The organism is Erysipelothrix sp. HDW6C, assembly GCF_011299615.1.
Classification (GTDB): domain Bacteria; phylum Bacillota_I; class Bacilli_A; order Erysipelotrichales; family Erysipelotrichaceae; genus Erysipelothrix.
In genome coordinates, this window is sequence record NZ_CP049861.1 from 1464879 (window position 1) to 1486890 (window position 22012).

20 protein-coding genes, 1 pseudogene and 1 riboswitch are annotated in these 22012 nt (G+C 39.0%); of the genes and pseudogenes, 6 read left to right on the forward strand and 15 right to left on the reverse strand.

The features are described 5' to 3' along the window. The first annotated feature begins 33 nt into the window (after positions 1–33). From G7062_RS07010 to G7062_RS07025, 4 genes are all read left to right on the forward strand, one after another. Complete coding sequence (locus G7062_RS07010) at positions 34–1797, forward strand: phosphotransferase (protein ID WP_166065199.1); 1764 nt, start codon at positions 34–36, stop codon at positions 1795–1797. Between the two features lies 1 nt (position 1798). Then, a complete protein-coding gene (locus G7062_RS07015) occupies positions 1799–2989 on the forward strand; it encodes an ethanolamine utilization protein EutH (protein ID WP_166065200.1) in 1191 nt (396 codons plus the stop codon). Positions 2990–3090: 101 nt separating this feature from the next. Then, positions 3091–3456 carry a PaaI family thioesterase gene (locus tag G7062_RS07020; protein ID WP_166065201.1) on the forward strand — a complete coding sequence of 122 codons (366 nt, stop codon included), beginning with the start codon at positions 3091–3093 and terminating at the stop codon, positions 3454–3456. Between the two features lie 14 nt (positions 3457–3470). After that, positions 3471–3650: a hypothetical protein gene (locus G7062_RS07025; RefSeq protein ID WP_166065202.1), complete on the forward strand. Its 180-nt coding sequence runs from the start codon at positions 3471–3473 to the stop codon at positions 3648–3650. A gap of 206 nt (positions 3651–3856) precedes the next feature. Here the strand turns inward: G7062_RS07025 and G7062_RS07030 are convergent. From G7062_RS07030 to G7062_RS07100, 15 genes and pseudogenes are all read right to left on the reverse strand, one after another. Continuing rightward, a pseudogene (locus G7062_RS07030) lies at positions 3857–5043 on the reverse strand (phosphopentomutase). Beyond that, on the reverse strand, positions 5030–5950 hold the full coding sequence (locus G7062_RS07035; protein WP_166065203.1) for a tyrosine-type recombinase/integrase: 921 nt from the start codon (positions 5948–5950) through the stop codon (positions 5030–5032). The pseudogene G7062_RS07030 and the gene G7062_RS07035 overlap by 14 nt, the downstream one beginning before the upstream one ends. A 1-nt stretch (position 5951) precedes the next feature. Then, positions 5952–7112 (reverse strand): DNA polymerase IV, encoded by a 1161-nt coding sequence (dinB, locus tag G7062_RS07040; RefSeq protein WP_166065204.1) that lies wholly within the window; start codon positions 7110–7112, stop codon positions 5952–5954. Next, the gene (gene recN / locus G7062_RS07045) at positions 7112–8755 is read right to left on the reverse strand and encodes a DNA repair protein RecN (protein WP_166065205.1); all 1644 of its coding nucleotides are present in this window, start codon (positions 8753–8755) and stop codon (positions 7112–7114) included. The genes dinB and recN overlap by 1 nt, the downstream gene beginning before the upstream one ends. A 6-nt stretch (positions 8756–8761) precedes the next feature. Then, positions 8762–10531: a 1-deoxy-D-xylulose-5-phosphate synthase N-terminal domain-containing protein gene (locus tag G7062_RS07050; RefSeq protein WP_166065206.1), complete on the reverse strand. Its 1770-nt coding sequence runs from the start codon at positions 10529–10531 to the stop codon at positions 8762–8764. Between the two features lie 9 nt (positions 10532–10540). Continuing rightward, positions 10541–11377, reverse strand: coding sequence for a polyprenyl synthetase family protein (locus G7062_RS07055; RefSeq protein WP_166065207.1), 837 nt, complete (start codon positions 11375–11377; stop codon positions 10541–10543). Further along, the gene (xseB, locus tag G7062_RS07060) at positions 11361–11579 is read right to left on the reverse strand and encodes an exodeoxyribonuclease VII small subunit (protein ID WP_166065208.1); all 219 of its coding nucleotides are present in this window, start codon (positions 11577–11579) and stop codon (positions 11361–11363) included. The genes G7062_RS07055 and xseB overlap by 17 nt, the downstream gene beginning before the upstream one ends. Further along, a complete protein-coding gene (gene xseA / locus G7062_RS07065; protein ID WP_240915933.1) occupies positions 11576–13063 on the reverse strand; it encodes an exodeoxyribonuclease VII large subunit in 1488 nt (495 codons plus the stop codon). The genes xseB and xseA overlap by 4 nt, the downstream gene beginning before the upstream one ends. Next, a complete protein-coding gene (locus tag G7062_RS07070; RefSeq protein WP_166065209.1) occupies positions 13060–13464 on the reverse strand; it encodes a transcription antitermination protein NusB in 405 nt (134 codons plus the stop codon). The genes xseA and G7062_RS07070 overlap by 4 nt, the downstream gene beginning before the upstream one ends. Before the next feature lie 40 nt (positions 13465–13504). Then, entirely contained in the window at positions 13505–13834 is a 330-nt protein-coding gene (locus G7062_RS07075; protein ID WP_166065210.1) for an Asp23/Gls24 family envelope stress response protein, read from the reverse strand. Positions 13835–13923: 89 nt separating this feature from the next. Next, complete coding sequence (locus tag G7062_RS07080) at positions 13924–14460, reverse strand: hypothetical protein (protein WP_166065211.1); 537 nt, start codon at positions 14458–14460, stop codon at positions 13924–13926. 43 nt (positions 14461–14503) lie between these two features. After that, on the reverse strand, positions 14504–15796 hold the full coding sequence (locus G7062_RS07085; RefSeq protein ID WP_166065212.1) for a hypothetical protein: 1293 nt from the start codon (positions 15794–15796) through the stop codon (positions 14504–14506). After that, positions 15774–16718, reverse strand: coding sequence for a bifunctional riboflavin kinase/FAD synthetase (locus G7062_RS07090; RefSeq protein ID WP_166065213.1), 945 nt, complete (start codon positions 16716–16718; stop codon positions 15774–15776). Before G7062_RS07090 ends, G7062_RS07085 begins: the two co-directional genes overlap by 23 nt. Continuing rightward, positions 16718–17551, reverse strand: a complete 834-nt coding sequence (gene truB, locus G7062_RS07095; RefSeq protein WP_166065214.1) for a tRNA pseudouridine(55) synthase TruB — start codon at positions 17549–17551, stop codon at positions 16718–16720. The genes G7062_RS07090 and truB overlap by 1 nt, the downstream gene beginning before the upstream one ends. 143 nt (positions 17552–17694) lie before the next feature. Further along, entirely contained in the window at positions 17695–19230 is a 1536-nt protein-coding gene (locus tag G7062_RS07100) for a hypothetical protein (RefSeq protein WP_166065215.1), read from the reverse strand. 153 nt (positions 19231–19383) lie between these two features. Beyond that, a riboswitch (Lysine riboswitch) is annotated at positions 19384–19557 on the forward strand. 56 nt (positions 19558–19613) lie between these two features. Here G7062_RS07100 and G7062_RS07105 point away from each other — a divergent pair. Beyond that, positions 19614–21233 (forward strand): ABC transporter substrate-binding protein/permease, encoded by a 1620-nt coding sequence (locus G7062_RS07105; protein WP_240915934.1) that lies wholly within the window; start codon positions 19614–19616, stop codon positions 21231–21233. Next, a complete protein-coding gene (locus tag G7062_RS07110; protein WP_166065216.1) occupies positions 21233–21967 on the forward strand; it encodes an amino acid ABC transporter ATP-binding protein in 735 nt (244 codons plus the stop codon). Before G7062_RS07105 ends, G7062_RS07110 begins: the two co-directional genes overlap by 1 nt. The last annotated feature ends 45 nt before the right edge of the window (positions 21968–22012 follow it).

A 22012-nucleotide genomic window follows, 5' to 3' on the forward strand; every position in this document is an offset into this window, starting at 1 on the left:
GTTCGTAATAATGAACAACATTAAGGGAGAATTATGATTACAAAATATGAATTTGAAGTTTTGTATTTAGCATATAATAATGATTTTAAGAACCAACGCCACGCAGCAGATACGTTGGGTTATTCTTTAGGCACAATCAATAATACGGTTGCCGACCTCGTAGATAAAGGACTCATCGATAAAAATAATGCGATTACTATCAATGGAGAAAAAGCGCTTGAGCCATTTGCTGTTGAGAATGCAGTTATCATGGCAGCAGGTATGTCGTCTCGTTTCGCACCCTTGTCATTTGAAAAACCAAAGGGATTATTAAATGTGAAAGGAGAAATCCTAATTGAACGCCAAATCAGACAACTCCAGGAAAAAGGCATTAATGACATTACTGTTGTATTAGGCTACATGAAGGAAAAATTCTTCTACCTTGAACAAAAGTATGGAGTTAACCTTGTCGTTAATGCAGATTACTACCGTTACAACAACACGTCAACGCTAATGAAAGTACTAAAAAAACTTGGGAACACGTATATTTGCTCTTCGGATAACTATTTTGCAATTAATGTTTTTAATTCACACGAATATAAAGCCGTATATCCTGTTCAGAAGCATTCGGTTAGTGAAGATGGTGAATACTATGCTAGCTTCAATAAGCAAAAACTCATCACAAACGTAACCATTGGTAAAGGGGAGTACTGTATGGTTGGGCATGTTTACTATGACCGTGAATTTTCAAAAGGATTTGCAACGTTACTTACAAAGGAATTTGAGAAACTTGAAACAAAGACAAAACTATGGGAAAAAGTGTATGTTGAGCATCTCGATCAATTTACGATGTATGCACGTGAATACTCACCACTCGATATCCTTGAATTTGATTCGTTAGCTGAACTTCAAGAGTTTGACAATTATTACATCAACAATACCGATAGCAAGATTCTTCACAACATCATGGATGTTTTAGAATGTGAAGTTCAGGACATCAAAGATATTGTCGCAATTAAAGACGGTTTAACCAATACGTCCTTTAAGTTTACGGTTCGTGATAAGAACTATATTTATCGCCATCCAGGTGTTGGGACTGATTCATACATTAACAGAAAAGCAGAAGCTTTTGCGCAACGTGTTGCAAAGGAACAAGAACTTGACGATTCATTTATCTTCATGGATGAAGAAGAAGGATGGAAGCTCTCGTATTTTATTGATGATGCGCATACTTTAGACTATCATAATGATGAAGAAGTCACGATAGCTTTAAGTCGCATCAAAGCACTGCATGATCTCAAACTACCTGGAGATTTTGAGTTTGATATTTGGGCAAAAACACATGATTTCATTGATGCAATATCTGAGCGCGGCCGTGATGATTTCCAGGATTTTGACGACCTTTTAGAGAAAATGACACGTGTTTACAAATTGACTGAGGCAGATAAGTTCGATAAGATTTTATGCCATTGTGATTTTTATGATCCTAATATACTTTTCAAAAATAGTAAGATGTATCTCATTGATTGGGAATATGCAGGTGTTGATGATCCCGGTGTTGATATTGGAACATTTATTGCATGTTCCGACTATTCAATGGAAGAAGCATTCGATATTCTTGAAAAATATGAAGGAAGACCAATGAGCAAGGAGAGGTTACAACATTTTATTGCTTATGTTGCAATCGCATCGTACTATTGGTTCATTTGGGCTATTTTCCAAGAATCAAATGGCGCCCTCGTAGGAGAGTACCTCTATATTTGGTACCGCTACTCGTACAAATATGCAGATAAAGCATTAGAATTATACGGAGAATAATATGCAGATAATTAGCGATATTGTAATTTACATCATTATGTTTTGTGCGGCTTTGGGTTGTATCGCTTCAGTAGTTAAACCTGAGAGCGAGTTGGGGAATCAATTCATGGAGGGGATAAATGCAATCGGAAGTATTTTCCTTCCGGTAGCAGGAATCATGGCTTCCTTGCCAATCTTAACATCAATTATTACAAGCGTCATAGGACCTGTATTCTCAGCGATTGGTGCTGACCCTTCAATTGCAGCAACGACGTTCCTTGCTGTAGATATGGGTGGCTACCAATTGGCAGAATCTTTGACACAGACGAAAGAATCTTGGATTATGGCAACGACGATTGGCTATATGGCTGGAGCAACAATTGTTTTCAGCATTCCAGTTGCTTTAAAGATAATCAAGAAAAAATTTCACAGACCAATGTCTATGGGAATGATGATTGGGTTTATCACGATACCTGTCGGTGTTTTGATTAGTAACTTGATAATTATGGTCACAAACCCAATGATTCGTGAGATTGTTTCTACGGATGCTCCCTTAACATATATGCTCCAAATGTCGATTGGCACAATTCTTATAAACCTACTTCCACTGCTAATCATTTGTGGGCTCATGGCTTTTGGGTTATGGAAAAAGCCAGAGATGATGATTAAAGGATTTCAAGGGTTTGGTAGGGCAGTGGATGCATTCACAAAAATAGTATTCACGCTGGTTGTTATTGAGTACTTCACAGGTGTATTCTCAACGGTATTTGGATCATGGCCATTCGAACCGATTATCGCTGATGCAGTAGATCAAAATAGGGCATTAGAGGTGGCGGGATACATCGGTATCATGCTAGTTGGTGCGTTCCCAATGGTGTACCTAATCCAAACGAAGCTTGCAAAACCAATCAACGCACTCAGCAGAAAATTGGGCCTTTCAACAAAAGCAGCGACAGGAGTTCTGGCTGCTTCAGCAAATGCAATCGCATTGTTTTCTATGATTGACGACGATATGGATGAACACGATATAATTGCTGTGATTGCTTTCTCAGTTTGTGGTGCATTTGTGATCGGTGATCATCTTGCGTTTACAGCGAATTTTCAACCACAACTTATTGTACCTGTAATGATTGGTAAATTATCTGCTGGTATACTCGCAGTTATGATATCATATAAGATTTTCAAACCTAAAAAGGGGGCAGTTGCTAAGTAGGGAAACCTACAAAGCACTGCCTTTTTGATGTATCTTATCAGTATGGTGAGTTATGCATTACTTAAATATGCTATAATTATTGCATATATAAGAGGTATTTAATGGAAACTAACAACTCATTTATGCAACACAATGGTATTGAAATCGTTGATGTTTACGAAGATTATGCATCAACACGTGTAAATTTTAGCAATGAACTCACAAATTATTATGGATTCTTCCATGGTGGAGTGTATTTTACATTGGCTGACTCTGCAGCAGGCCTTGCATCACGGTCAAATGGCGCAAATTATGTGACTCTGAACGCGAACATCAATTTTATGAAAGCTGTAAAGAGTGGCTATATTTATTCTAAAGCACGTGTTATGAGTCGTACAACTAAAATATGCGTGGTTAACGTAGATATATTTGATGATCACGATCAATTAGTTAATAGTGGTACATACACGATGTACCGAATTAAATAAGAAGGGAATTAAAAATGAAGAAAAACTATTGGATTATTCTTACTGCTATAATTTGGGTGCTGTATATTATTGATACATCATTCTATAATATTCCAGACATGAATATTATTCGTAATCTTGCATTAATTATTCCAGGAATCGGAATTGCGTTTGCGAGTATTGATTATTTTGATAAACGTAAGAAATCAAAATAATTAACAGTATTGTTATCAGACTAAAGACCTCGTGTATTATGAGGTCTTTAGTCTATATGTTCTTACATTCATTACTTCGCATAATGTATATTATGTAACTTTTAGGTGCGAGAATAATATTACCCTTTGCTATTCACTCACCAAATACACTCAGTTTGATAAATTTAAAGCCAGATAAATTATCTGGCTTTATTCATAACTTGAGACTATTTCAATAAATCTAAAACAGATGTTCCATTTGCAGTTGGTGTAGCATCGAAATTGTCGACAATTGTCGCACCGAGATCTGCAAATGTAGGATTCTTTGGAAGCAATCCATTTCCATGTAACTGCGGTGAGTAATACAATACAGGAACCTCTTCTCGCGTGTGATCAGTTCCTGCATGGACTGGGTCGTTTCCATGATCAGCGGTGATAATGAGTAAATCATTTTCGCCGATTAATGGGAGTAATTCACCCAATTGTGTATCAAATTCTTCTAAGGCTTCACCATAGCCAATTGGATTGCGACGGTGTCCATAGAGAGCGTCAAAGTCAACGAGATTTACAAAAAGGAATCCTTTGAAGTCTACATCACGAACAATGCGGATTGTCTCTTCCATTCCATGATGGTTCGACTTGGTGCGGAATGCTTCCGTAATTCCTTCATTGTCAAAAATATCTACAATTTTCCCAACACTTATGACATCAAGTCCCTTTTCCTTCAGTGAGTCAAGAGCTGTTTTATCAAAAGGTTTGAGAGCATAGTCATGACGGTTTGGAGTTCTTGCGAACTTCCCTTTGCCTTCCCTACGAATGGACGAGCAATAACACGACCAACCTTCCATTCATCTTTCATTGTGAGCTCACGCGCAATTTCGCATACACGATAAAGTTCATCAAGTCCAAAGACTTCTTCATGGGCAGCAATTTGTAAAACTGAATCAGCTGAAGTATAGACAATCATTTTTTTTGTCTTCATGTGTTCTTCGCCTAATTCGTCCAAAATCTCTGTTCCACTTGCGGATTTATTACCAATAATTCCATATCCGGTGCGGCTTTCAAGTTCATCAAGTAGTTCTTTTGGAAAACCTGTCTCTGTAAATGTGATGAATGGGTTTTGAATGTTCAAGCCCATCATTTCCCAGTGACCTGTCATTGTATCTTTTCCGTTGGACGCTTCGATCATTTTTGTATAATAACCAGCAGGATTATCTACTTTGGCAACCCCTTGGATTTCATGAAGGTTTCCAAGGCCGAGTTTCTCCATATTGGGCATTTTAAGGCCGTTCATGCGCTCGGCGATGTGTCCGAGCGTATCAGAACCTAAGTCGCCAAATTTCTCTGCATCGTGCGCTGCACCTGCTCCTACAGAGTCCATTACAATTGTAATAATACGATCAAATTTCTTCATCGTTATTTCCTCCTTTGTTTGAAAAACCACCCGTGAGATATTTTGTATACTCTCGCTTCATTGTTTTATTTTTAACGTGCGTATAAATTTGCGTTGTTGCTATATCTGAGTGTCCCAACAACTCTTGAATTATACGCAAGTCAACACCTGCTTCTAAGATTCCGGTAGCAAATGAATGACGCAATGTATGCGCAGAGATTGGTTCGAATATCCCAAGTTCTTTACATCTTAATTTTATCATATTGTGCACATATTGTCGTGTTAACTGAGTTCCTTTTTTTCCAATGAAAATAAACTCAGAAGCCTGAACAACCCAATGGGGTCGCACTGTATCAATATAACGGTAAAGAGCATTAAGGGCATCGTCCGAAATGGGAATCATGCGTTCTTTATCCCCTTTTCCAACGATTCTTAACCACTTTTCTTGTTTGTATACTTGGGCGAAAGTCAAATTAACACACTCGCTTACACGCAGGCCACATCGGTACAATAGGATGAGCACTGCATAATCAAGAATATCTTTTCCAGTCGCAATGTCCATTTTAAAAAGCGTTTGTAACGCATGATCGGATGCGACATGCGGCAATCGTTTCCCTTGCCGTTTGAGACTCATGTATTGGGTTGGATCGTGGGTCGCTTTGCCGCTTCGGACAAGAAACTGATGAAACTGGCGAATGCTTACAATCTTATGTTGAATACTTGCAAACTCATAAGTATCATTTAGTGCCGTAATGTATCCACTAATATCATGGTATGTTATGGACTCTATATCATTCATACCCTGTTCCTCTAAATAGTTTATGTAATGTTGAATATCATTGTTGTAGGATACAACCGTTAGCGATGCTTTGGGATCAATAAAACGAATGTAGTGATTGAACTCGATCAGATATTGTTTTAATGCCATCTTATTGCTCCTTCAAGAGATCACGCGGTGTCTTGAATACGTTTGTTTTTAGTTCATCATTAAGTCGTGAGATAATGTCATTAATTGTGGGATTTTCGAGATCATCAAATATATTGAGTTGTTCCACAATCTCATCTTTATATACAAGATTTGATAGTGAAACCGAAATAAATGAAATACCGTCTTGACCATCAAATTCATCATACAAACTCATTACGCGTTCAAATATTAGATTCTTATCATCGACATAGGAATCAAGCGTCACAGAACGGGCTGCAGTTTTAAAGTTTTCCATTCGCAGTGCAAACGTAATTGTTTTACCGGCCATATCTGCCCGTTTAACGCGGCGTTCAACTTCACTTACTTCAACCATAATTGCATGACGAATTTCATCGAGTTCGGTCATGGCATTGGTAAATGTTTTCGATTGACCGATTGACTTTGCAGTTGATTCAGTTTCAATGATAGAATAATCGATACCATTGGCCTTTTGGACAAAAGACTGTGCATTAATTCCTAAAAACTGACGCATTTTCTCTGGGTCTTGCTGCGCTAAGTCACCAATAGTCGTAATACCAGCCTCAATAAGTCTAGGCACAGTCTTCTTTCCAATACCATGCATTTCATGAATTGGGAGTGGCCATAAATGCTTATCTACTTCACGAATACGGAGCACCGTAATTCCCATGGGTTTTAACATATCACTGGCCATTTTTGCCAAGAACTTATTGGGAGCAACGCCGATGGAAATGGGAAGTTTTAATTCTTTTAAAACTCTTTGTTGAATTTCAGAAGCCAAATCAAGCGGTTTATCATAGGTTTTAATGACTTCAGTAACATCAACATAACATTCATCAATACTTGCTTGCTGAAGTTTGGTAGAATACGAACGAATAATATCAAAGAATTTTTTTGACAAATCCTGATAAAGTTCAAAATCCATATCAACAACGATGAGATCTGGACATAATCTTTTCGCATGTGCTAAAGGCATAGCGGACTGAACACCAAAAACCCGCGCTGGGTAGGATGCAGTAGTAATAACTGAACCACGGTGGTTCGAACATACGGCAACCGGTTTACCTTCAAGTGCAGGTTCCTGGATTGTATGTGCACTCGCAAAGAATGCATTGATGTCAATATGAAAAATAATTTGGGCCATTAAGAACGTTGCCCCTCCTCTAGTAACTCTTTCGCTGCATCCAATGATGCAGCAGATACACTACCGCTCATGATAAGTGCAAGCTGGGCGATACGCTCATTCTCTGATATTTGCGTAATTGAAGTGACAGTTTGTTCATCATCTTGTGCTTTTGAGATAAGATAATGATGATCTGCACACGCTGCAACAGAACTCAAATGAGAAATTGTCAATACTTGAGCGGTCTTAGAAAGTTGTTTCATTTTTAAGCCGATTTCCATACCGACACGACCACTAACTCCCGTATCAATTTCATCAAAAACAAGCGTTGATATACCATAGATATCACTAAATATAACCTTTAGGCCAAGCATAAGACGTGATAGTTCCCCACCACTCGCGACCTTATCAAGAGGTGAAGGTGATTCACCTTTATTCATACTGACCCAGAAAGATACAATATCAATGCCATCCGACGACGGATCTTTTGAGTCAAAGACAATTTTAAACTGCGCATTTTCAAGCATTAAGTCCTTAAGCTGTGTTACGACTGCGGCTTCGAGCTTTGCTGCTGATTCCACACGTGAATCACGGAGTATTTCTCCATATTCCATAACATCTGCCAACGCATCACGCAGTTCATTTTCATAGTCTACAAGGATATCATCATAATTCTCTGCTTGATTGATACGCTCTTGTAGAATTCTGGATTGTTCAAGTATATCGTCAATCGAATCATACTTCTTAAGGAGTTGTTGGTATTGGTACATTCGTTTTTGATAACGGTCAAACTCAAATTCATCAAAATTCAAGTCAGCACGCAATTGACTTATGGTATCGCGAATGTCCTCCATTTGATAGTAGACATCTTTATAACGTTCATTAAGTTCTTCATTGTCCAAATCAGCAAAAAGATCCAACGCATCATAGAAGCGTGTAAGGCCGCCAGGCTCCTTTGTAAACACACTGTTTATTTTGTCGTAGAGCGTTTTGTATTTATCAAAATTACTCATTTCCTTAATCGCAAGCGTTAGGTTTTCATAATCATCCAGACTTGGCTTCAAATCCGTAATTTCCGCCAACTGTGCACGCGCAAACTCAATTTCGTTTGGATTGATGTCACTGTTCTTGAGGTTTTTAATGCGTAGTTTAGACTGTTGGTAAACCGAATATTTTTCATCATACTCACGTTGCAATTGTCCATTTCGAGCATACGAATCGAGTAAGTTGAGATGATTCTTCGCATTAAGGAGGTATTGTGTTTCATGTTGTGAATGGATATCTAGCACATTATCAAGAATATCGCGTATGGTTGTAAGATTGACAATACGTCGGTTAATACGACACACGTTTCGACCTTCTCGGCTCATTTCTCGCGTGATTATGAGAAATGTTTCACCTTCTTCATAAAGTCCGAGCTCGTCCAGTTTCATGAACACTGGGTGATTCTCTGGGAACTCAAATGACGCTTCAACACGCGCGACATCGCCATGTTTTCCAACGATGTTCGCACTACTGCGCTGCCCTGAAACAAAGTTTAAGGCATCAACAAGCATCGACTTCCCTGCTCCGGTTTCACCGGTAAAAACATTGAATTTATCGGATAAGTCAACACTGATATCGTTAATTAATATGTAGTTTTTAATCGCTAAATGACGGAGCATAAGAAATCACCTTTCTAATAATAAATTAAGTGCATCATCTATATGGATGTGATGAACTCGTTTTAATTCTTTCGTTGGAAGATTTAAGTCAATACCTTCAAGATCACAGCGAATGAGTTGCAGATCTTTAAGGTTCAATTCATAGCAGGCACGTTGTGCATTCGCATAGAGCTCATTCGAATCACTCTCAATATTATAAATAAGTACGGGAAGTTTTAGTTCATTTAACGTTACCAATAATTCAGTATCGATAGCATTTATATGACGGCAATTAACCAAACTAATATTCAATGCATTACTCTCAATGCGTTTGGCAAATTGATTTACCGCAGATCCAAATGTTAAAACAACCCCATTTGTTTCTTCACGAATTGGTTTAACTACAGACCATGCTAACGAAACGTTAGGAGATGAAAACTCATACGCTTCAGGTGTGTTTTGATAACGTAAAACATTGATTCCTGGTGACTCAATAATCGTATCTAAAAGTGCATAAGATTCATTTATGTCTGATGCCATGAAGACATTAGCCATCGAAGACAAGGGTGCAATATCATAGATACCCTGTTCATATGCATTCCCTGAACTTGATAACCCAGTTTTTCGAACTAATATTGTTAAAGGTAGTTTGGGTATTACAAATTGATGACGTAATTGTGAAGTAGCATCGATAATGCGTGTTGATGCCAACGCAAGTACAACATGGAATCCCATACGGGCATATCCTGCCGCCATTGTAATCAATGACTCTGTTGAACCCGTTGTTACTTTATAGTTGTTTGGATACGCTTCTTCAAACTCTCGGAAATAATCTCCGAAGTTGAGTGCATCAACCAAAAGCATCATTTTGGGGTTGCGCTTGCCAACAAGTACCTGATCAAACATTTCATGATGGGTTTTGAAGTTGTCAGGAAGTGTTGTATCCGTTTTAAATGCAGGAAATTCAAGCTTACGTCGCGCATTCTTTCGCAAACGAGTTTGAACATGAATCAAATTGGGTCCTTTGAAGTTTTTTGCAAGTGTCAATACCTTAATGAGATCCGGTAAGTTTTGCCCATCGATGGGACCATGGTAATCGATTCCAAATTGCGTGAAAATTGTAGGCTCAAGTACCGTTTCCTTAAGGGCGTCGCGCATCTTCACCAATGTATTAAAAATAGGTCTTGAAATTGGATTTGAATCCAACACAGACTTCATATCTTTCTTTAGTCCGACATATGTCTTACTAATACGCACACTTTTTACCAAAGAATCAATGGACGTATAATGACGTAAAAGCGATTGTTGCTCATCAATCATTATAATTGTGAGATTGGGTTTATTCTTGCTGATTTGAACAAGCGACTCATAGGTAACCCCATAATTGAGTGCATGGTCATCAAGCATGATAATGACACGTTCGTTGGATTCCAAAGCATACGCTAAAGCGACACCCAGACCTTCACCAATATCGCCCCCTTGATAGGCATCATAGAGATTGGATGTGTCGAGTGTTAATGGAATATTTGTTCTTAAAGACAATTCATCGGCTCTTCCTGTGAGAATTTTGTGGACCATCACTTGTGATCCACCATCGAAAATAACCCGATCGGTACGCAAGTCAAAGACATAATGCAAAGCAAGCGTTGTTTCAAGAACATTGATATTCTTAATGATTGTTTCGACATCAAAACGTGTATCTGCAGTAAGATATTCTGCAATTTGGTCGCTGAGCTTTGAAATCTCAGGTACTTTCAATTCACGTAATGTATTGGGTTTCTCAAATTGATTGAACAAAATAGCCTCCTAAAGGTTGCGATCTACCATTTCTGCAATGAGTGCTTCTAATTGTGTATCTGTTAGAGGTAATTGATCCAACAGACTCTTGATTTTAATGAATAATTCGGCAGTAACTTTTTGAGCCTGTATAAGCCCAAGAATGGATACAATTGTAGCCTTTGAACGATCGGTATCACTTTGACTGCTTTTCCCAATTTCTTCCGATGATTTGGTTGCTTCAAGCAGATCATCCTGAAACTGGAAAGCCACACCAAGACGCTGACCTAATTCAAAAGCGATTGATTGTAAGTCTTGACGTCCTGCGATAACGGTAGCCATTTCCAATGCAGCTGAGAATAGGCATCCTGTTTTGAGCTCATAACAACGGATTAAGCCGTCAATATTTGAAATATTATCATCAATATCGAGTTCTTGTCCTAAAATCATGCCGAGCGCACCAGCGTTACGGGCAAGAATTTCGATACATTGTGCCTTTTCGAGGGCATCAAGTGGCGCGTTAGCAATCGTAGTAAATGCACCTGTAAGCAGACCATCACCTGCAAGAATTGCCATACCTTCACCATAGACTTTGTGGTTTGTAGGCTTAAAACGTCGAAAATCATCATTATCCATTGCAGGAAGATCATCATGAACAAGTGAATATGTATGAATCATCTCGATAGCACATGCTGCATCCATCCCCTTTTCAGGAGTGCCTCCGAGGTCATGTAAAAGTGTAAGAACCAAACGTGGACGAATCCGCTTGCCGCCACTTAAAAGCGAGTAAGACATTGCGTCTTTTACCGTCGTTTGGCCATAGGTTTCAACAAGCGTCCGAAGATGCTTTTCAATTGTTAGCGTCATTTTTATCTCCTTGATGTTTTTGAACAAGGGTCTTTACAGTTTGTTCATAACCGTTGAGTTTTTCTTGGCATTGTTTGGATAATTCCAGCCCCTCTTCAAACAACGCAATCGCATCATCGAGTGGCAGTGTATCCTTTTCAAGTTCATCAGCAATTGTGCTCAAACGCTTCATTGCTGTTTCAAAATTGAATTCTTGGGTCATAGTTCTTCCTTCCCTGTGACTTTTGCGGTAAGAATACCGTCACTTAATGTCATCGTTACTGTTTCATCAACCGCAATGTTATGAATACTTGTGATGGGTTCATCGTCGTGTTGAATTTTTACGAATCCTTTATCAAACAATTGCATCATTTTTTGAGCGGGATTGTTGTTGCTTAATGTTTTAATTATATCGCTAAACTGGCTCTTTTTCAAGTTGATTGAACGTTCCACACGGCGCACTAAGACGACCTGATTGTCGTTAAGAACTTGCCTGTTTTTATCAAGAGTGCGCAGATTTTGTCCGAACAGATTTTCCATTCTCGCATTGGTGGATTGTAACAATCGCGTCTGATTATCAAGCTTATAATTCATGATTCTTGCGAATTCACGATTCCCGGATATTAATAGCTGCTCATGTGTATGAAATATCTTCATCAATGCGGATTCAGACTCGACATCAAAGCGTTGCAGGGCCTGTTTAATCGCATCAAACATGCTAACTTGGTGGGTAATACGTGTTTGGTAGTAATCGATTTGCTGTCTCTTTTTGTCAATGATAGCTTCTGGTTTTCCAAGATAACTGGTATTAATAATGTAATCATACTGCTTTTTTTCCTGCATAAGTTTATTGCGCACACGAATATAGTATTGATTTTTATAATCACGAATAAGTGCAAGCATATCGGTACGGTTTGGAGTGGCATAAACTGCTGCAGCAGTGGGTGTTGCAGCACGATAATCAGCAACAAAATCCGTAAGAGTTGTATCGCTCTCATGACCAATTCCCGAGATTACCGGTATTGTTGCATTAAAGACCGCCTCCACTACATCACGTTCATTAAATGCCCATAAATCCTCGATGGAGCCACCGCCACGCCCAAGTATGATGACATCAACCTTCTTATTGTGAGCAATGGTTAACATCTGCACAATACTCTTTATTGCGTTTTCGCCCTGTACATAGGCGAGCAAATCAATCTGCAGTGCCTGCGGCCATCGTTCAGCAAGGGTTCGACTAATGTCGTGATATGCAGCACTGTTTTCACCAACAATAACCGCAATACTCCGTGGATATGGCGGAACAGACTTTTTATGTACTGCGTCAAAGTACCCTTTTTCTTCGTATTCTTTTTTGAGTTGTTCAAATTGAATGTGAAGATCACCCAGGCCATCCAAATTCATGCGGTCAGCGTATATCTGCACACTGCCACTGCTTTCAAATACTTGTAACGATCCATGCAGAACTACTTTGTCGCCATCTTTTGGTCGGAATTGAACCGTTACTGCTTTACTTTTAAACATTACACAAGCGATGCGACTATCCTTATCCTTGAGAGAAAAATAAAAATGCCCACTATGGTGAGCTTTAAAGTTCGAAAGCTCGCCGACTAATGCGACATTCTTAAAAGACGGATGATTGTTGACAACATCTTTGAGTTCATTAACAAATTCACTGACTGTTAAAATCTTCTCATTTTGCATCATATTGCATCAAGCACTCCATTGATAAATTTATAAGACTCCTCTTCAGCATAATCTTTAGCCAAACGGACAGCCTCATTAACAACAACAACTTTGTCTTGAATTCCAAGTTCTAACTCAGCACATGCAACAAGTAAAATTGCTTGCTCGATATAACCCAAACGTTCAAAACGCCATTTGTTTAAAAAGAGATCAATAGCACGCTCGTATGTATCAATACGATCAACGGCACGAAAAATCACCTGATTCATTTCCTCGCTAAAGTCAAACTTAACGGGAAAGTCACTTACATTTGTAATGAAACGATTATCCTCAAGAATATCATCCATTGATTGATTGCGTACCAAATGTATATATACAGCAATCATTGCGTTTTGTCTTTCAACTAAACGAGAACTTGACATAAAACCTCCACACTAAAAGAAGCAGACATCTGCTTCCTTCTTAATTAAACTTGAAACCGACGACGTTAACATTGATTGTTGTATTTTTGAAATCAACCATCATTTCAATGTTTCGACGAAGTTCGTCTTGCAATGCCTTTACGACACGTTCAACATCTTTTCCATATTGAATACGAACTTTAAGGTCGATATTGACATGACCGTTCGCATTGCTTACAGAAAGAGATTTTTTTCCAGTTCCATCTTCAAAGAAAATGTTCTTGTTCTCATTCACTGTAATTGCAACAATATGATTAAACACATTGTTTGAAACAGCGATTTGACCGAAGCCATCTGCTTTATTTTGGATTAACACATATTCATTTGTCATATTTATCACCTACTAAGGTTATTATAACAGAAATAGTATGCAAACAAAAGAAGAGATGCCTAAAATCATTATGAATTTAGCGACCGATTTCAGACAGCGATTTCCTTCTTTAATTGGTGTTTTGCATGAAGTTTATCAAAACGCAATTGTGCTTGTTCTATGCTGTCGTTGGGTGCGATGCACAAAACAACAAAATCATTAACTTTTGGTAATAATTGGTAGGCGTCTGTATCCATAAACTCCAAGATTGCATTTACAAACAGATTCATAAATTGCTCAGGCTTGTCTTGGAAGTGAAAGGCAATCACATCTTCATCAACCGGTTGATTTGTGGCAATAGCCTGGTAGTTCCAATCGCGTATTGTACATTTCAGTGAATGCAGTGAATCTTCTGTTAGTGTGGAATCAACAATCTTTTGTGTTTTATAATAGTGAAGCTTTCGATAAAAATCAAATTCTGTATTCAACGATACTGTGACTTCTCCAGTTTCAGGAACGACCTCAAATGCAATGGCGCTGAATGCAATATCAGGAATACTTTGAAAAAACACCGCAAATTGTTCTTCAAAATACGCGCGTAAATTCCGTTTGTAGTTTGTAATTAATGTTCGTTTGCTTACAACCATTGGATAGCCCACCTTTTGCAGTTATCATATCAAAAAAAGACACCTAATAGGTGTCAAATTTATTTCGAATTCCTTTCGGATAACGGTTGTTCCCTCGTTTTCCATCACCTTTCACAAAACCTAGTGAGTGATTGTCATAATTTACACAATGTATCCCTTTTACAGATGTTGGAATTGGATGACCATAAAGGTATCGGTATGCTTGTTCAAGATTCAATTCCACATGGTCGAAGTCATCTGCGAATGACACGGATTGTGAGAGTGCATGGTGATAATCAAAGAAATTTTTCTTAAACTCACCCATATGCACCCCATCTCGTGTTACTTTAAGCGATGTCTTCAGGAATCCACGGGACTTTAATCCATACAAATGAGTGTCTCGTTTTCGAAAATTCCCTTCAAGAACACGATCATAAAGATCGATGGATTGGATATTCGCGTCATGAAAATGCAAACTTTGAGAATCTTCATTCTTACGGATACGAATGCGTGCAACAAAGTGTCCTTCTCCTAATGTATTTGGAAAAAATCGCATGACTTGATTCCCAAGTTGCCCATAGCCCGCCTCTGCTGTATTGAGTGAGTATGGCTCTAAATAACATTCAGAATGGGTTTCAAGAAATTGTTGGATGACACCTTCATTTTCTACGAGATTCAGAGTACATGTCGAATAAACAATGACGCCATCATTTTTAATCATACGGTAAGCATCTTCGAGAAGTTCACGCTGAAGCTTGCTTAACGCAATAATTGTTTCCTCTTTATACTCAAGGGCAAACTCTGGTGTACGACGATAGAGGCCTTCACCAGAACATGGCGCATCAAGGAGTATTTTATCAAATGTATTGGGAAACTCTTCTGCGAGTTTGTTCGTACTTGCTTGGACAACCACACAATTTTCAGCACCCCAGCGATCCAGATTAGCAACCAGTCGTTGGTTTCTTTTGCCATCGACTTCATTACTTATAAGAAATCCCGTTGTAAGCTTACTCAGGATCTGAGTTGTTTTTCCACCAGGGGCTGCACACATATCCAAAACAATGTCTTGGTATTGTACATCCAAGGCAAGCACGGGAGTTGTAGCACTGGGATCTTGAATATAATAACACCCTGCATGATGATACGGATGGGTTACCGTTTGAGAATAATTATCGGCGATGAAAACTTCTGGATTAATCAGGGATTGACGCCCTTCAAAATCAACAGGAATCGCCTTAAGTGGATTAATACGCAATCCATGAACTGCCTTATAATCGTATGCATTGACAATTTCTTGAGCTTTTTCGCGACCGAAATCACGAATGAGTGCGTTCTTATAACTCGGATGGAGTCGCATTAAGAATCTCGCGGGCCTTAGCTTCATCGGCCTTCATTTGTGTAATAAGTGCATCAACAGAATCAAATTTTATCTGTCCGCGTAGTTTCGCAACAAATGTTTGTTTAAGGAGTTCGCCATAAATATCGCGATCAAAATCAAGAATATGTGTCTCAATTGCCAAGTGCTCAGTATGGTTAAATGTCGGATTATGACCAATACTCAGCATCGATTGAAATACTTCGCCATTGACTTCAACAAAACCTGCATAAACGCCTTCAGCAGGAATTACATACTCATCAACGACATCAAGGTTTGCGGTTGGGAAACCAATTTTACGTCCCTGCTTTTGACCATCAATGACAAATCCACTGATTTCATACTGTCTTCCCAGGAGTTGGTTTGCTTCCTCAACATTTCCTTTTAAGAGTGCTTGAGTAATCATTGTTGTTCCTATTTTCTTATTTTTCGTTAAGTCCAACTCAAAAATAATCGTATCGAAGTGATAATGAGCGTGTTGTTTCAAGAACGCAACATCGCCTGCACCCTTGTGGCCAAAACGGAAATCAGCACCCGCAACCAAAGCACGAACATTCAAAGGTACCAGGTAGCTTTCAATAAACTCAAGGGGTGTTAGTTTTGAAGTGTCTTTCGTAAAATTGATCGTGATTAAGTGATCGATTCCAAGTGTTTGTGCGACGCGGACCTTCTCTTTGATTGGCGTAAGATGATTGACATGGGATTTGTCGTTAATGACCGTCCATGGATCGGGATCAAAAGTGATCAATGCTGACTCGAGCCCACGTTCCTTCGCAACACGTATCGTTTCATTAATTAAGTGTTGATGTCCTAAATGAAGTCCATCGAAGTATCCAATGCAAGCAGCGAGCTCTGTATTGAATTTTTGTAGTTGTAAATGATCTTTAATTACTGTTTGTTTCATTACCATAATCCTCTTACTGATTTAAACACAGTATCGCTTTCTCTTTCATACACTGCATAATAGTCCCCTGCATCAATCAGCAAGCGATCGTGCGGTGTATTTAGTTTTAATCGTTTGCCATTTTTTACATAGTCTTCCATTTTCTCGTTTTCAATCCGTGGCAACATAATTGCCTCTTTTGTAGGGACAAGTGTCATATCCATGGATATCGCATCCAGTTCGATGCATTGTTCTAAAGTGAAATTCCCAACTTTGGTGCGTTGTAAAGATGACATCGTACCATCCATGCCAAGCCCTTCAGCAATATCTTCGCAAAGTGTTCGAATGTATGTACCATTGGATACAGATGCTGTGAATTCAATCTCGGTTTCCGTAAACGACAATAATTCCAAATTGTGAATTGTTATATTTGTATACAATTGTTTGACTTCTTCATTATTAAAAACGTAGTCATACGAACGTTTGCCATCAATTTTTTTGGCTGATACTTTAGGGACTCGTTGTTCTTGCGGACCGGTTAGCTGTTTAAGAACGGCACGAAGTGTTGTCTCATCATAAGGAATAACCTTACTTTCACGTTCAATATCACCCCAAATATCACCGGTTGATGTGTGCACACCCAGTTTTAGTTTGGCGTGATATGTTTTATCTTCGACCCCCAAGTAAGGCAAGGCCTTTGTGCCTTGGTTTAATGCTAAGACAAGGACACCTGTTGCCATGGGGTCAAGTGTTCCGCTGTGCCCGACCTTTGCCTTGGTTAAACGTCTGACTTTTGCTACTACATCAAATGACGTCATCGATTCGGGTTTATTTATACATAGAATTCCGTTCATAATTGCCTCATTCCCTTTTATAACTGCTGTGGCTTTATCAATTGTTCCAAAATTAAAGACACCAACAATACGCTTGGTTTATTATACAATAAAATAACTTCAAATTAACACTAAATGCGCTTGATATGAATGATTTTACGGGATTATGATGTTTTCGTAAGTATTTCATCGTATTGAATCACTAAATTGGGCTCTACCTCTATTCCGCGTATCTCACGTATTACATCTGTAACTTCATCAGATACACGATATTCATTTTCAGTCCAGGCTTTAATAACACGCATTGCAACATTTCGATTTCGTGTGACGGGCGAATTAAGTGCTGTTACAATTACCCAGCTTCCGATACCTGGATATTTCTCAATCTCAAAGAGGAGTGTGTCTAAGATGCGATGGTTTGCATATTCTGGAGTAAGTCCCAGTGAGAAACCCATACCACTGGCAATTTCGTCCAAAGGTAACACGTGTTCATAGAAATCTAAAACACGTTGGGCCGTTTCCTGAGTCTTAATGAGCGAACTTACATAATGATAATTAAGAATTGGTGATGCTTCAACGATGACCCAAAGTTGTGTCGAAATATCAATATGGAGTCGTTTCGCACAGTTGGTTGCATAGAAAACATCAAGTTTTGAATCCATAGTGAGTGCTTCGAGGATTTTCATTTTCCAGATATTGGGATCAATCAAGGCTGTGTCGAAATGAATGCCACAATCGCTCTCACGTTCAATCCATTGTTTTATATTTAACAAGACATAAAGAACATGTAAGGAGTCCTGGTGAACCGCAGCATGAGCTAAAAAGCGATTCAGTGCCTCTGTTGCATGCTCATAAACGCTGATTCCTTCCGTCGGACCTTCATCAAGCAATGCGTCTATGATAGTCGCAATCCCCTCAAAGTCCTCACCTGTAATAACATTTTCGCGTAATGCGTCAATTAAACACCCTTTTGTTGCACAAGTGAGCCCAAGATAGGCAGGAAGAACAGCGTTATCGCACCCTTCTCTCAGTATCCACGAACATATTTCTTCGGTTTCTGGTTCAAGGTTCTCTACAGCATAAATTTTACCCCATCCATGAACATGCTGAGCAATATCAAAAATCACCGTATTTCCATGTGATTGCTTTTGTAAAGATATGACGCTATATAAAGTGAATTCTTCATAGCTCGCTAAGAGTGTCATGGTGGTGCTCAATTCATTTGAAATATCGAATGAGAGCAAACCTGCAAGCGCAATGCCGAACTTTACTTCTCGTTCTAGATGGGAATCTTGCATCAATGACAAACTCACCTTTCGGATAATGTTATCAGAGATTTGTTTATTTGAACGGGCGATAGCATTAACACTATAATTTGTTTCCTGAGCCCCCATATCCACATCTAAAATTTTTTTGATTTTTATGATGGTTTTCTCATGACCATAACGCTTGTATCGGGACAAGACCGAAACGAGTTGATCACAAATTACCATTTTACATTGTGACTGCATATGGTAGATACCGATTCCGTCACGTGCTCCTTGAGCAAATTGTATTTGCGAAGCATCACGCACTTTTGGAATCTCAAAATTTGTAGCAAGTCGCCCTTGCGAATCAGTGTGCGTTTTGATTTGATTGTAAATACTCGTTGGGTTTCCCATCGTTTTATTGTTCTTGTTTTTATTAAACCATCTCAACATATAAAAGCTCCATTTCTGTATCAGTTCATTGTATCATGTATTTCATGTTGAAATTAGTTTATATCATTAAAACTTCACATAATATCGCCAGATTATTGGAATATTCACCTTGACATTCCAAGGGGTAATGGTACGATTAGAAGTGATAAAAACAATTTAAAAAGAGGTAGCGGTGCAGAAGATTAGGAATTGGAGCTGGCAAGCAACGAGCATTCCGAAAGGCAACCATCGCCGAATGGTAATTCATCATGCAATGGATTACTGTGGGGTTACAGGAAACACCTGTAACACTCCTTCCATTTACCTGGAAGAGGAGCTAGATATCCGTGTGTTTTTCGACAGGACCTCTAGCGCGGTCTTTTTTTGTTGTTTGGGAGGAAATTATGATTAAGAATACTGTGAAACGCATTATTAGTAGTGCTCTTGTTGCATTAATGCTCTTGATGTACGCATCCCCTGTGGCTGCAACCAATGAAACTTTAACGGTAGGAATGGAGTGCAACTACGCACCATTTAACTGGACGCAAACTAATAAAACTGAATTTTCCGAGCCCTTACCGGATGGCCAATCCTATTGCGATGGATACGATGTGCAAATAGCACGTATTATCGCCGACCAACTGGGCATGGATCTCAAAATTAAGAATTTCTCTGTGTTTTCGAGTTTGGTTGAATCAACAAAAAACGGAGACATTGATTTAGTAATCGCTGGTATGACCGACACACCCGAACGCCGCGAATCTATCGCGTTTACGGATATCTATTACAAAAGCGAAATGGTCCTTGTCGTTCGAACGGACAGTGGACTTGCTGAAGCTCAATCAATCAAAGACTTTAGTGGTCGCAGTGTTGCAGCACAAATTGGTACCATGCACGATACGCTGATTGAACAAATTCCTGGAGTAACACATAGCATGCCTATGGAGTCATTCCCCCTTCTTACCACTGCGCTCAAATCACTTGCTATTGAAGCATTTGTTGCTGAAAAACCAGTAGCACAAGCAATTACAGACAGTAACAGTGAATTGACATTTGTAGAATTCGCTGAAGGACAAGGGTTTGAAGTTTCTGCCGAAGACGTTACCGTTTCAATCGGTGTTGCGAAAGGTAACACGGAACTCCTTGAAAAAGTAAATGGTGTCTTGAATAGTTTAACCGATGAAGACCGTGACCAAATTATGCTTGAAGCCATTCAACGTCAGCCATCTGCATCGACATCTGGCCAAGAATTAATGCCGTCCGGCTTTATTGCTGGTGTTGGATTCTTACTCCAAAACTACTGGCCTATGTTCCTCAATGGTTTGGGAACAACTCTTCTCATTGCCCTATGTGGTACATTCTTTGGTTTGATAATTGGTCTTGTTATTGCTGGCTTACGACAAATCAAAGTTAACAGTCGTGATCGTTCAATTGTGAAATTCATCAAGAAGATTAATACGATTGTCACAACCTGCTATGTTCAGTACCTCCGTGGAACCCCGATGATGGTTCAAGGAATTCTATTCTATTATGGAATACGCGCAACGGGATTTGAAATATCCCCCCTCATCTCAGGTATTATCGTTATTTCAGTCAATACCTCAGCCTACATGTCCGAAGTTATCCGTGCTGGGATTCAATCAATCGATCCGGGACAAAACGAAGCGGCACGCTCCTTGGGGATGAGCGAAATTCAAACATTACGTTACATCATTTTACCGCAAGCCTTACGAAACGCGATACCCGCAATTGGTAATGAATTTGTTGTAAATATTAAAGATTCATCAGTATTGAATGTCATTCTTGTTGCAGAGTTGTTCTTCCAAGGAAATCGTATCTCGGGTATCTATTACCGTCAAATGGAATCGTTCTTTATTATTTCATTAATCTACCTCACCTTGACACTCATTTCTACAAAGATACTTGCCTACATCGAAGAGCGTTTGGACCATCCCAAGGGAAACTATCCAGCTTCACAAACAGCAAAAGTACATTTTGACAGCTTAAAAGGAGATGAAAAATAATGCCACTCTTAAAAATTGAACATTTAAACAAATCATTTGGTGACTTACTTGTCCTCAAAGATATCAACTTAGAAATCCACGAAGGTGAAGTCGTATCAGTCATTGGATCCAGTGGGAGTGGTAAATCAACCCTTCTGCGCTGTATTAATCTTCTTGAAGAATTTAACGATGGTAAAATCTATTTTAATGGCATCGACATTACCGATCCATCACTTGATTTGAATCATTACCGATCCCAAGTCGGAATAATTTTTCAATCATTCAATCTTTTTAACAATCTCACAGTACTTGAAAACTGCATGATTGGCCCTGTACGTGTCTTGAAGGAAGATCCCAAAGAAGTTGAAGTCGAAGCAATTAGAAACTTAGAGCGAGTGGGGATGCTACAGTTTAAAGATGCCTCAGTACGTCGCCTATCAGGTGGACAGAAACAACGAATTGCGATTGCCCGTGCGCTTACAATGAAACCAAAGTTCTTATTACTTGATGAGCCAACATCTGCCCTCGACCCTGAAATGGTTGGCGATGTGCTCAATGTAATCCAAAGTCTTGCTGACGAAGGATATACAATGTTTGTTGTAACCCATGAAATGGCCTTCGCCCGTGATATCAGTGACCGCATCTTGTTTATGGAACAAGGAATTATTCTTGAAGAAGGCACTCCTGATGAACTCTTTCATAATCCCAAACATGATCGTGTACGCCAATTCCTCAATCGCTTTACAAATTTATAAAATAAAAGGTTCTTAATGTCAACTACTGACGCTAAGAACCTTTTC